The sequence below is a fragment of the Gymnodinialimonas ceratoperidinii genome (assembly GCF_019297855.1).
Lineage (GTDB): Bacteria > Pseudomonadota > Alphaproteobacteria > Rhodobacterales > Rhodobacteraceae > Gymnodinialimonas > Gymnodinialimonas ceratoperidinii.
On record NZ_CP079194.1, the window covers coordinates 1,428,280 to 1,440,714 of the forward strand.

A 12,435-nucleotide genomic window follows, 5' to 3' on the forward strand; every position below is an offset into this window, starting at 1 on the left:
AAACGCGGGCGGGGGGGCATGGGCGAAGGTCGGGGCAGATCTCACGAGGAAGCCGCACCCCATGACCGATGCCTCTCCCCCCCGTCGCCGCCGCGCCGGTGGCCGTGCCGCCAACACCGCCCGCGCCAGCGCCCATGCCATCGACCAGCAGCCCTGGCGGCTGCCCCGCAACAACGACCGCCCGACCGAGCCGCTCCCGCCCGAGGGCGTCGAGGCGATCCACCGCGGCGCCATGCGGATCCTCTCCGAGATCGGCATCGAGTTCCTCAACAACGAGGCCGTCAGCCACCTGCGCGAGGCCGGATGCAAGACCGAGGGGCAGACCGTCTTCTTCGATCCCGAGTTCGTCGAGGAGATGATCGCCCGCGCCCCCGAAACCTTCACCGTCACGCCCCGCAACCTCGACCGGAAGCTCGTCATGGGTGGCGATTACATGGTCTTCGGCAACGTCTCCAGCCCGCCCAACGCCTGGGATCTCGAGCGCGGCAAACGCCCCGGCGACATGGAGAGCTACGTCGAATTCATCAAGCTCACGCAGTACTTCAACTGCATCCACTTCGCCGGCGGCTACCCGGTGGAACCCATCGACGTGCACGCCTCCGTCCGCCACCTCGACTGCCTGTTCGAGAAGCTGACCCTCACCGACAAGGTCGCCCACGCCTATTCCCTCGGGGCCGAGCGCGTCGACGACGTGATGGAGATGGTGCGCATCGCCGGCGGCCTCACCGATGCGGAGTTCGAGGCGACGCCGCGGATGTATACCAACATCAACTCCGTCTCGCCGCTCAAGCACGATTTCCCCATGCTCGACGGCGCCATGCGGCTTGCGCGGCGCGGCCAGCCTGTCGTCGTGACGCCCTTCACGCTGGCCGGTGCGATGGCGCCCGTGACGCTCTCCGGCGCGGTCTCGCTTTCTATCGCCGAGGGGCTCGCGGCCATCGCGCTGTTGCAATGGATCGCGCCGGGCTGCCCGGTGGCGATCGGCACCTTCACCTCCAACGTCGACATGAAGTCCGGCGCGCCCGCTTTCGGGACGCCCGAATACATGCGCGCCACCCAGATGACCGGACAGATGGCCCGCTACTACAAGCTGCCGATGCGCGCCTCGGGGGTCTGCGCCGCCAACGTGCCCGATGGGCAGGCGATGTGGGAGACGTCCAATTCGCTCTGGGCCGGGGTGCAGGCGGGCGCCAACATGATCTATCACGCCGCCGGCTGGCTGGAGGGCGGCCTCATCGCCTCGCCCGAGAAATTCGTGATGGATTGCGAGGTATTGCAACAGATCCAGCGCTATTTCGAGCCCGAGATGCTGGGCACCTCGGAAGACGATCTCGCCTTCGATGCCATCCGCGAGGTCGGCCCCGGCGGCCATTACTTCGGCTGTCAGCACACGCAGGACCGCTATCAGGATGCCTTCTACGGCCCCTTCATGTCGGACTGGCGCAATTTCGAGGCCTGGCGGCTGGATGGCGCCGTCTGGACGGCCGAGCGGGCCCACAAGACCTACAAGGCGATCCTCGATGAATTCGAGCCACCGCCGATGGACATCGCGATCCGCGACGAATTGGCCGATTTCGTCGCCCGCCGCAAATCCGAGGGCGGCGCGCCGACGGATTTCTGACCGGCGGCGGCAAGCAAATATTTACTCTTGTCCCGTAAGGTCCCGCAGACGGCACCTGCGAAAGGACGCGGCAAGAGATGCACGGGATGATCAACCGCGCCCTGCAAGGGTTCGTCATCGAGACCTATGGAAAGGACGTCTGGGACGAAGTGCGCAGCGTTGCGGACCTGCGGTTCGATGAATTCGAAGCGATGCTGCGCTACGAGGATGCGCTGACGCTCTCGTGCTTCAACGCCGTCACGCAAGTCATGAGCCTGCCCGAGATTTCGGTGCTCGAAGATCTCGGCATCTACCTGATCACCCATCCACCGCTCGACCCGCTCCGCCGCCTGCTGCGCTTTGGCGGCGCAAGCTTCACCGAATTTATCCTGTCGCTGGACGAACTGGCCGAGCGCGGCCGCATGGCGATCCCCGATATCGAACTGCCGGAGTTCTCGGTGCGCCAGATCGGCCCCGATGAATTCGAGGTTACGGCCCATTGGTCGATGCCGGGGATTGGCGGCATCCTTCTGGGTGCATTGCGGGCCATGGCCGATGATTACGGCGCGCTCGCGATCCTCAATCTCGAACCGTTCGACGGCCGGGCAGAGCGTTTGACCATCACCATCCACGACACCCATCACGCGGCCGGGCGGCAATTCCTGCTGGCCGAGGCAGGGCCATGAACGTCGCTGCGCCGCCGCCCGCCATATCGCTGAGCCATGAGGTGCTCGATAGCCTGATGCCGATGCACATTGTCCTCGACGGGGCGGGGCAGATCCGCCACGTCGGCCCGACGATGGCGAAGCTGCTGGGGGACACATCTGCGACAGGGCAGGCACTGTTGGATGTCTTCGACCTCCGCCGCCCTGCCGACGTCTTCGATTTCGCGGGCCTTCGGAAACGGGCGGGCCAGCGGCTCAGCCTTTCGCCCAGATCGGCCGACCACCTGTCCCTGCGGGCCGTGATCATGCCGCTGGCGGAGGAGGACGGGATGATCCTCGATGTCTCCCTCGGGCTCTCCTTCGCGCGGGCCGTGGCAGATCATGCGCTCACCTTGCACGATTTCTCCCCCTGCGATCAGACGACGGAATTGCTCTATCTGCACGAGGCGAATTCCTCGACCTCGCGGCTGTCCCGCCACCTTTCCGAACGCCTGCAAGCCGCCCACGCCGCGGCCGAGCAGCAGGCCCGCACCGATGTGCTCACCGGCCTCAGCAACCGCCGCGCGATGGATGATGAGTTGGAGCATCTGCTCAACAGCCGCAGTCAGGATTTCTGCCTGCTGCACCTCGATCTCGACCTCTTCAAACACGTCAACGACACCTACGGCCATGCCGCCGGCGATGCGGTGCTGGTCGAGGTTGGCCGCATCCTGACGCAGGAGCTGCGCGGCTCCGATCTTCCCGCGCGCGTCGGCGGCGACGAGTTTCTGGTGCTTCTGCGCCCGGCGGTGTCAAACGAGATCGCGGGACGCATCGCCACCCGCCTGATCGAACGGATCGAGCGACCCATTCGTATAGAAGAACACCTCTGTCAGGTTTCGGCCAGCATCGGCGTCGTCTCCACCTGTCACTATGACAGGCGCCCCTCCATCGAAAAGGTCCTCGCCGACGTCGATGGCGCGCTCTATCAGGCCAAGAACGCCGGCCGGGGCCGCTTCGTGATCTCCAACCTTGGCGGCCGTGTCCCCGGCGATGAACCTCCCCGCGCGCCGTGACGGTTTGGCGGGCGGACAGGCGAGGGTCACGCGTGAATTAGGGCAAGATTTCGCAGTGCAGATCGGGAAATTTTCGCCGTCTGATCTTTCAGTATGCAACTTTGAGGCGGCACCCGCAGCCACGTCCGCCTCACGCCAGTCCTGAGCAAAGCACCCCTTTTGCTTCAAATAGGCGCAAGCGGTTTCTTGTTATATATCAGAAGCTTAAGATGATGTGCACGCTTGAGCACGCCCGGCTTCACAGCAAGCTCCGCGCGCCCCATACCTCGTCCATATACCCCCGGATCGTCCGATCCGACGAGAAATGTCCCGCCCCCGCGATGTTGCGAAGCGCCAGCCGATGCCAGTGATCCTGATCCTTGAACGCTGCATCGACCTGCGCCTGTGCCGCCAGATAGGCATCGAAATCAGAGGCCACCAGAAACGGATCGTGGTTCCAGGTCGCATCCACGATCCCATGGTAGCGCCCCGGCTCCTCAGGCGAGAACCGCCCGTCCGCGATGATCTGCAAGACTTCCGCCAGCACCGGGCTTTCGAGGATCGCCTTTCGGCCATGGTCAGCCACGAGATAGCGCGCCTGCACCGCGTCCGCGTCCATGCCGAAGAGGAAGAAGTTCTCCGCCCCCACGCGCTCCCGGATTTCCACGTTCGCGCCGTCCAGCGTCCCGATCGTCAGCGCGCCGTTCATGGTGAACTTCATGTTCCCCGTGCCCGACGCCTCCTTGCCTGCGGTCGAGATCTGCTCCGACAAATCCGCCGCGGGGATCAACCGCTCGGCCATGGAGACGTTGTAGTTGGCCGGGTAAATCACCTTCAGCCGGTCGCGCATCAGCGGATCGTTGTTCACCACGGCGGCGACGTCGTTGATCAGTCGGATGATGTCCTTGGCGACCCAATAACCGGGTGCGGCCTTGCCGCCGAAGATCTTCACCCGCGGCGTCCAGTCAGCCTCCGGATCCTGCCGAATCGCCTGCCAGCGCGCGATGGTCTCGAAGATGTTAAGAAGCTGGCGCTTGTACTCGTGGATACGCTTGATCTGCACGTCGAACATGGCGTCGGGGTCGAGCGTGACGCCCAGTCTCTCACGAACCCACTCCGCCAGCGCGACCTTGTTGGCGCGCTTGGCGGCGCGCAGACGGGCGATGACCTCTGCGTCGTCCTCAAACGCCGCAAGCTCGGAGAGGCGGCCGAGGTCGTCTTCCCACCCCGCGCCGATCATGTCGGTGATCAGCCCGCTCAACGCCGGGTTCGCCAGCCGCATCCAGCGCCGTGGCGTCACACCGTTGGTCTGGTTCAAAATACGGTTCGGATAGGCCGCATCGAGCCCGGCGAAGACGGTGTTCTGCATCAGGTCCGAGTGCAACGCCGAGACGCCGTTGACGTGGGAGGCCATGACGAAGGCCAGCGTGCCCATATGGACCTGATCGTTGTGGACGATCCCGAGCTCGGGCGCGCAATCCGTGGCGGCACGATGCTCGGCGTCGATACGCTCGATGATCTGCATGTGACGCGGCAGGACGCGGCCCATGAGCCAGGTCGACCAGCTCTCCAACGCCTCGGGCAGGAGCGTGTGGTTGGTGTAGTTCAGGCAGCCTTGCGCGATGCGCTTGGCGGCGTCCCATTCCACGCCGTGATCGCTCATCAGCAGGCGGATCATTTCCGGCCCGGCCAGCGCGGGATGGGTGTCGTTCATCTGGATCGCCACCTTCTCGGGCAGCAGGTTGAGGTCATCATACTCGCGGCGGAACCGGCGCAGCAGGTCCTGCAGGGCGGCGGAGACGAGGAAGAACTCCTGTTTCAGGCGCAGCTCCTTGCCGCCGTCGGTCGCATCCTCGGGGTAGAGCACGCGGCTGAGGGTGCGGGCGAGCGCCTCGGGGTGGGCGGCGGCGGTGTGATCGCCGGAATTGAACCGGTCGAGGTCGAAGAGCTCGGTCGGATGCGCGCCCCAAAGGCGCAGCGTGTTGGCCCATTCGCCCTTCCAGCCAACGACGGGCGTGTCATAGGCGCGCGCGAGGACCGTCTCGGCCGGGGTCCAGACGCCGTCGTGGACATGGCCTTTGAAGGGGATCGTGTAGGCCGCCTCGGGCCGCTCGAATTCCCAGGGGTGGGGCTGGTTGAGCCAATCTTCGGGCGTCTCCACCTGCCGGCCGCCCTCGAAGCGCTGGCGGAACAGGCCGTGTTCGTAGCGGATGCCGTAGCCGAAGGCGGGGCAACCGATGGTGGACATGGATTCCATGAAGCAGGCCGCCAGCCTGCCGAGGCCGCCATTGCCGAGCGCGGCGTCGGGCTCATCCTCGATCACGTCGGAGAGCGCGATGCCGTCCTCGGCCAGAACCGCCTCGATCTGCTGGCGCAGGCCGAGGTTGATCATCGCGTCCTCGAGGATGCGGCCGATCAGGAATTCCATCGAGAGGTAGTAGACGCGCTTGCCCTGCGCCTCGTAGGTGCGGCGGGTCGCGGCGAACCATGGCTCCACGATCAGGTCGCGGACCGTGTGGCTCACGGCCATCCGCCAGTCGTAGAGGCTGGCGCGGGCCTTGTCCTTGCCGAGCGTGTAGGTCAGATGCTGCGCGATCCGCGCGCGCATCGCCTCGGAGGAGAAATCAGACATCGCGTTCATGGGGCCGTCCCTTGTTCTTCCGGGACGGAGTGCCACGTTTTGACGCGAGGTAACAGATGCCGCGGCGGCCTTTGTGCGCGCGGCTCAGGTTATGACGTCAGGTTCTTTCCGTCCGGTCAACTCTTTTAGCTCGGAAATCGTTAATGCCGCCTCAACTACCGGGCGCAGAGCCTCCTGCGGGGCTTGCGCCAGCGCGTCGGGCGCGGTCTCCAACCGCTCCAGGTAGAGCCGGATCGTGGCCCCTTGCGTGCCGGTCCCCGAGAGGCGGAAGACGGCGCGGGCGCCCCCTTCGAAACCGATGCGGATGCCCTGGCCCGTGGCGCGCGCGCCGTCCACCGGATCGTCGTAGGCGAATTCGTCGGCGAAATTCACGGTCAGATCGCCCACCTCGGTGCCCGGCAACGTATCGAGCCGCGCGCGCAGGCCATCCATGACGGCATGGGCCTTCTCCGTCTCGACGTCCTCATAATCGTAGCGCGAGTAGTAGCAGCGCCCGTAATCACGCCAGAGCGCCTCCATGATCTCGGCCACGGACTGGCCGCTTTCGGCGAGGATGTTGAGCCAGAGCAGCACCGCCCAGAGCCCGTCCTTCTCGCGCACGTGGTCCGAGCCGGTGCCGGCACTCTCCTCGCCACAGAGCGTCACGCGGCCCGCGTCCAGCAGGTTGCCGAAGAATTTCCAGCCGGTGGGCGTCTCGAAACATTCGATGCCCTGCGCGGCGGCGACCCGGTCCACGGCGGCAGAGGTCGGCATCGAGCGCGCGACCCCGGCGAGGCCCTTGGCATAGGCCGGCGCGCGGTGGGCGTGGGCGGCGAGCACCGCGAGGCTGTCGGAGGGGGTGACGTATTGATGCGGGCCGACGATCATGTTGCGGTCGCCGTCGCCGTCCGAAGCGGCGCCGAAATCGGGGGCGTTGTCGCCGTACATCTCGTCCATCAGCTCCTTCGCCCAGACCGGGTTCGGGTCCGGGTGGCCGCCGCCGAAATCAGGGGAGGGGGTGCCGTTGATGACCGTGCCCTCAGCCGCACCGAGGCGGTCTTCGAGGATGGCCTTGGCGTAGGGGCCGGTGACGGCGTGCATCGCGTCGAAACGCATCCGGAAGCCCGAGGCGAAGAGCGTGCGGATCTTGTCGAAGTCGAAAAGCTCCTCCATCAGCGCGGCGTAATCGCTGACCGGATCAACGATCTCGACAGACATCTCGCCGAGCGACGATGTGCCGATGGTTCCGAGGTCCGCATCCTCGGCCGTCACGATCTTGTAGGCGCTGATGGTCTTCGTGGCCTCGACGATCTTCGCGTTCACGGCCTCAGAGGCCGGGCCGCCGTTGGGGCCGTTGAACTTCAGGCCGAAGTCCGCGTCGATGCCGCCGGGGTTGTGGCTGGCCGAGAGGATGAAGCCCCCCGCCGTGCCGCGCTTGCGGATCAGGTGCGAGGCGGCGGGGGTCGAGAGAACGCCGCCCTGGCCCACGATTGCCCCGGACGCGCCGTTGGCGGCCAGCATCCGCAGGATCACCTGGATCGCACGGTCGTTGAAATAGCGCCCGTCACCGCCGACGACGAGGGTCTTGCCGGCGACGCCGCCGATCCCGTCGATGATCGACTGGACGTAGTTCTCCAGATAGTGCGGCTCCATGAACACCCGGGTCTTCTTGCGCAATCCGCTGGTGCCGGGCTGCTGACCCGCGATGGGCTGTGTGGCGACAGTGTCATGCTGCATGGGATGTTCCTTCCGGGTGGGGGTGGAGCTCGAACACAACGACGCTTTGGGCGACGATGTGGGTGTCGGATTTGCACACGATAACCTCGTCCTGCGCGGTATCGAAACAGCGCATCCAGGTCAGACCTTCCGGGGCCGGCGGCAGCGTGAGGTCCGTGGCATCCCCGACGTTGAGTACGATCAGCAGGGCGGGTTCGCGCGAGATATAGGCCGGAGAGCCCGAGGCCATGCGCATCTCGGCGGTGATGATCTTGAGGTCGGGATTGTCCCAATCCTCCTGCGTCATCGGCGCGCCGTCGACGCGACGCCAGAACAGGTCCGGTTCGCCATCGATGTGGCGCGCCTTGGAGTGCAGGAAGCGACGCTGGCGCAGCACCGGGTGCGCCTTGCGAAAAGCGATGGCGGCCTTGCAGAAGGCGAAGAGATCATCGTCTCGGTTGGCCCAATCGATCCAGCCGATCTCGCTGTCCTGACAATAGGTGTTGTTGTTGCCGCCCTGCGTATTGCCGATCTCGTCTCCCGCCAGCATCAGCGGCGTGCCTTGCGACAGCATCAGCGTGGCAAGCAGGTTACGCATCCGGCGGCTGCGTTTGGCGCGGATCTCGGGGTCGTCCGTCTCCCCCTCCACGCCGAAGTTGTCGGAGTGGTTGTTGGAGTGGCCATCGCGGTTTTCTTCGCCGTTGGCCTCGTTGTGCTTCTCGCGGTAGCTGACAAGATCGCGCAGGGTGAAGCCGTCATGGGCGGTGATGAAATTGACCGAGGCCGTGGGCGCGCGTCCGTCGTGGTCGAAGAACATCGCAGAGCCTGTCAGGCGGGCGGCCATGGCCGACACCATGCCATCATCGCCGCGCCAGAACTGGCGGGTATCGTCGCGAAACTTGTCGTTCCATTCGCCGAAGGGCGCCTGATAAGCGCCGAGCTGGTAGCCGTCCGGCCCGAGGTCCCAAGGCTCCGCGATCAGCTTCACGCGGTTCAGGACAGGATCCTGCCGGATCGCGCGGAAGAATGGCCCGTCGCGCTTGAAGACCCCGTCGGTGCGCCCAAGCGAGCTGCACAAATCGAACCGGAAGCCGTCGACGTGCATCACCTCAACCCAGTAACGCAGGGAATCCATGACCATGCGCAGCGTGAAGGGGTTGTCGAAATTCAACGAATTGCCGCAACCCGCGTCGTTGATGTAATACCGTTTGTCCTCGGCCAGCCGGTAGTAGCTTGCGTTGTCGAGACCGCGGAAATTGAGGGTCGGGCCCAGTTCCGACCCCTCGGCGGTGTGGTTGTAGACCACGTCGAGGATCACCTCGATGCCGGCAGAGTGGTAGCGGGCGACCATCTGCTGGAACTCGGCAATCGATCCGTTCGACATGTAACGCGGCTCGGGCGCGAAGAAGCCGTAGGTCATGTAGCCCCAGTAGTTCCGCAGGCCCCGCTCCACGAGAAACGGATCGTCGATGAAGGCCTGGACCGGCAGCAATTCCACCGAGGTCACGCCCAGATCGGTCAGATGGTCGAGCATCGCGGGCGAGGCCATGGCGCTGTAGGTGCCGGGACGCTCCACCTTCGGATGGGTCGCGGTGAGGCCTTTGACGTGCGCCTCGTAGAAGACCGCCTTGTGCATCGGGATGCGCGGGGCGGCATCCTCGCCCCAACTGAAGGTCGGGTCCGTCACGATAGAGCGCGGCATGAAGGGTGCGCTGTCGCGGGTGTCGAAGGTCAGGTCATCTTCGCCCTGAATGTAGCCATAGAGCGCGTCATTCCACTTCGGCTGCCCCGTAAGCCGCTTGGCGTAGGGGTCCATCAACAGCTTGAACGGGTTGAAACGGTGGCCCTCTTCGGGCTCGTACGGGCCGTGGACGCGGTAGCCGTACTGCTGGCCCGGTCCCATGCCGGGGATGTAGCCGTGCCAGACATGGCCGTCGCGCTCGGGCATGGCGATGAGGTGCGTTTCATGGCCGGCCTCGTCGAACAGGCACAGGGTGACCTGCGTGGCATGGCGGGAGAAGACGGCGAAGTTCACACCGTTTCCGTCGAAGGTCGCCCCCAAGGGATTGGGAGCGCCTGCCTCGATCGCGTAATTTTCAAGCATTGCTTGCGGTTGCCTCGTAGAGCTTGTGATAAGCGAGGGCAGAGGTATCCCACCCGACTGGCTGCTTCATGGCGTTGCGCTGAAGGGCGGTCCAGACCTTTCGGTCGGCATAAAGGTCGCAAAGGCGGCCGAAAGCATTGGCCAGCGCCTCGGCGGTGATCGGAGAGAATTGCACGCCCGTGGCTACCTTCCGCGCCAGCGCGGCGGGGGAGGCGTTGATGACGGTGTCCGCAAGCCCCCCGGTCAGCGCGACGAGGGGGATCGTGCCGTAACGCAGGCCGTAGAGCTGCGTCAGCCCGCAAGGCTCGAACCGGGAAGGCACGAGGATGCTGTCGCCCCCCGCCATCATCCGGTGAGACAGCGCCTCGTCATAGCCGATCTTCACCGCAAGGTTCGGCTCACGATCGGCACGTTCCAGCAGGGCGACCTCGAGCGACGGGTCACCAGAGCCGAGGACGGCCAGCTGTCCGCCGCGCTCCAGCAACACGTGCAGCGAGTCGAGCAGGAGGTCGATGCCCTTCTGATCGGTAAGCCGCGAGACCAGCACCCCGAGCGGGCCGGGGGCCTTGGGAAGCTCGAACTCCGCCTGCAGCGCGGCCTTGTTGGCGGCCTTGCCCTTGAGGGTCGTGTAGGGCTTGATCTCGGGGTCGGTGGCGGGATCCCAGACCTCGGTGTCGATGCCGTTCACGATGCCGGTCAGGTCATGCCGCCGGTGACGCAGCACGCCATCCATGCCCATGCCGAAATGCGGCGTCATCAGTTCTTCCGCGTAGGTCTGAGACACGGTGGTGATCTGCGCGGCACCCATCAGTCCGGCCTTCAGCGCCGAGATTTGTCCCCAGAATTCATAGTGATGCGCATGGAAACGCGCCGGATCGAGGCGGAGGGACTCCATCGCTTCGGCGTCGGTATTGCCGTGAAAAGCCACGTTGTGAACGGTCAGGATGAAGGGCGTGTCGCAGCCCATCTGGGCCAGATATTCCGGCACAAGGCCCGCTTGCCAATCGTGCCCATGGATTAGGTCTGGCTGCCAGTCGCCAAGGCCGTTGGCCGCGATGTGGGCGGCGGCATAGGAGAGCGCCGCGAAGCGTTGCGGGTTGTCGGGCCAGTCCGCGCCGAAGGCATCGATGTAGAGCCCGCCGGACCTATCGAAAAGATGCTCGGCCCGCAGGATCAGCAGGTCCAGCCCGGCGTGATCCATCGCCTCCACCGTGGCCGGGCCGCCGAAGAGATCGTCGAACTTGGCCACGACGCGGCCGCCGATCGGCACCGCGCTGTAGCCGGGGATCAGGGTGCGCAACTCGTCCCCGAGCGCCGCCATGGCGCCGGGCAACGCCCCCACAACATCCGCCAGACCGCCGGTTTTCACCAGCGGCGCGCACTCCGATGCGACGGAAAGAACCCGTGTCACTTGACGGCTCCCCCGGCTTCGGCCCGCTTGTCGAGCATCTCCTGCGTGATCAGCGTGATGCCCCGTTCGGTGACGCGGAACCACTTGGAATCCTCGGCGTGATCTTCGCCGACGACAAGGCCTTCGGGGATTTCCACACCGGAATCGATGACCACATGGCTCAACCGCGCGGAGCGGTTCACCACCACGTTGGGCAGCACAACGGCGTGGTCGAGCACGGCGTAGGAGTTGGTGTGCACATTGGTGAAGAGGCAGGAGTTGCGGACCTCGGTGCCCGAGATGATGCAGCCGCCCGCAACCATGGAGGACACCGCGAGGCCACGCCGGTCGCGTTCATCGTGGATGAACTTGGCGGGTGGGACACTCTCGGAATAGGTCCAGATCGGCCAGTTCCGGTCCCAGAGATCAAGGTCAGGGGTGAAATTGGTCAGGTCGATGTGCGCCTCCCAGAAGGCATCGACGGTGCCGACGTCCTTCCAGTAGACCGGCGCGCCTTCGGCCCGGACGCAGCTGCGGTCGTAACGGTGCGACATGGCCTTGCCGTTCTCCACGATACCGGGGATCAGGTCGTGCCCGAAGTCGTGGCTCGAGTCGGCATCCAGCGCGTCGACCTCCAGCAGGTTGCGCAGGAAGGACCACTTGAAGACGTAGATCCCCATGGAGGCCAGGGCGCTGTCGGGGTCGTCGGGCATGGCGGGAGGATCGGCGGGCTTCTCGAGGAAAGAGGTGATGCGCCCGGTGTCGTCGGTGGCCATGACCCCGAAGGCCGAGGCTTCTTCGCGCGGCACGGTCAGGCAGCCCACGGTGACATCGGCGCCGCTTTCGACATGCTCGCGCAGCATGATCTCGTAGTCCATCTTGTAGATGTGATCGCCGGCAAGAATGATCACGTAGTCCACATCGTAACTGTCAACGATATCAATGTTTTGCGTCACGGCATCGGCTGTGCCCGCGTACCATGCATCGGTGCCGGTGCGCTGCGAGGCGGGCAGGATGTCGAGGAATTCGTTGCGCTCGGCGCGGAAGAAGTTCCAGCCCCGCTGCAGGTGCCGGATCAGGCTGTGCGCCTTGTACTGCGTGGCGATGGCCATCTTCCGAATGCCGGAATTGAGGGCATTCGACAGGGCGAAGTCGATGATCCGCGCCTTGCCGCCGAAGGGCACGGCGGGCTTCACCCGTCGGTCCGTCAGCTCCTTCAGGCGGCTTCCCCGTCCCCCCGCGAGCACGAAGACCATCGAGCGTTGTGTCAGTCGTTTGGTTTCCATCTAAGTTCCTCCCCGAACTT

At 65.2% G+C, this 12,435-nt stretch carries 8 protein-coding genes; 3 read left to right on the top strand and 5 right to left on the bottom strand.

Annotated elements, in window-relative coordinates; all coding sequences use genetic code 11:
- Positions 1-61 precede the first annotated feature (61 nt).
- From KYE46_RS06995 to KYE46_RS07005, 3 genes are all read left to right on the top strand, one after another.
- A complete protein-coding gene (locus tag KYE46_RS06995; protein WP_219004436.1) occupies positions 62-1,621 on the top strand; it encodes a trimethylamine methyltransferase family protein in 1,560 nt (519 codons plus the stop codon).
- Between the two features lie 86 nt (positions 1,622-1,707).
- On the top strand, positions 1,708-2,286 hold the full coding sequence (locus KYE46_RS07000; RefSeq protein WP_219004438.1) for a heme NO-binding domain-containing protein: 579 nt from the start codon (positions 1,708-1,710) through the stop codon (positions 2,284-2,286).
- Positions 2,283-3,320, top strand: coding sequence for a GGDEF domain-containing protein (locus KYE46_RS07005; RefSeq protein WP_219004440.1), 1,038 nt, complete (start codon positions 2,283-2,285; stop codon positions 3,318-3,320). The genes KYE46_RS07000 and KYE46_RS07005 overlap by 4 nt, the downstream gene beginning before the upstream one ends.
- Before the next feature lie 238 nt (positions 3,321-3,558).
- On the opposite strand, the gene KYE46_RS07010 is transcribed toward KYE46_RS07005, so the two are convergent.
- From KYE46_RS07010 to glgC, 5 genes are all read right to left on the bottom strand, one after another.
- Positions 3,559-5,940, bottom strand: coding sequence for a glycogen/starch/alpha-glucan phosphorylase (locus KYE46_RS07010; protein WP_219004442.1), 2,382 nt, complete (start codon positions 5,938-5,940; stop codon positions 3,559-3,561).
- 84 nt (positions 5,941-6,024) lie between these two features.
- Positions 6,025-7,656 carry an alpha-D-glucose phosphate-specific phosphoglucomutase gene (locus KYE46_RS07015; protein WP_219004444.1) on the bottom strand — a complete coding sequence of 544 codons (1,632 nt, stop codon included), beginning with the start codon at positions 7,654-7,656 and terminating at the stop codon, positions 6,025-6,027.
- Positions 7,646-9,739, bottom strand: a complete 2,094-nt coding sequence (gene glgX, locus KYE46_RS07020) for a glycogen debranching protein GlgX (RefSeq protein ID WP_219004446.1) — start codon at positions 9,737-9,739, stop codon at positions 7,646-7,648. Before glgX ends, KYE46_RS07015 begins: the two co-directional genes overlap by 11 nt.
- Positions 9,732-11,150, bottom strand: a complete 1,419-nt coding sequence (glgA, locus tag KYE46_RS07025) for a glycogen synthase GlgA (protein WP_219004448.1) — start codon at positions 11,148-11,150, stop codon at positions 9,732-9,734. Before glgA ends, glgX begins: the two co-directional genes overlap by 8 nt.
- Positions 11,147-12,415, bottom strand: coding sequence for a glucose-1-phosphate adenylyltransferase (glgC, locus tag KYE46_RS07030; RefSeq protein WP_219004450.1), 1,269 nt, complete (start codon positions 12,413-12,415; stop codon positions 11,147-11,149). Before glgC ends, glgA begins: the two co-directional genes overlap by 4 nt.
- Positions 12,416-12,435 lie beyond the last annotated feature (20 nt).

Coding starts and splice junctions, on each gene's coding strand:
- KYE46_RS07000 (WP_219004438.1), top strand. CDS start 1,708: ATGATCAACCGCGCCCTGCAAGGGTTCGTCATCGAGACCTATGGAAAG.
- KYE46_RS07005 (WP_219004440.1), top strand. CDS start 2,283: ATGAACGTCGCTGCGCCGCCGCCCGCCATATCGCTGAGCCATGAGGTG.
- glgC (WP_219004450.1), bottom strand. CDS start 12,415: ATGGAAACCAAACGACTGACACAACGCTCGATGGTCTTCGTGCTCGCG.
- KYE46_RS07015 (WP_219004444.1), bottom strand. CDS start 7,656: ATGCAGCATGACACTGTCGCCACACAGCCCATCGCGGGTCAGCAGCCC.
- KYE46_RS07010 (WP_219004442.1), bottom strand. CDS start 5,940: ATGAACGCGATGTCTGATTTCTCCTCCGAGGCGATGCGCGCGCGGATC.
- glgX (WP_219004446.1), bottom strand. CDS start 9,739: ATGCTTGAAAATTACGCGATCGAGGCAGGCGCTCCCAATCCCTTGGGG.
- KYE46_RS06995 (WP_219004436.1), top strand. CDS start 62: ATGACCGATGCCTCTCCCCCCCGTCGCCGCCGCGCCGGTGGCCGTGCC.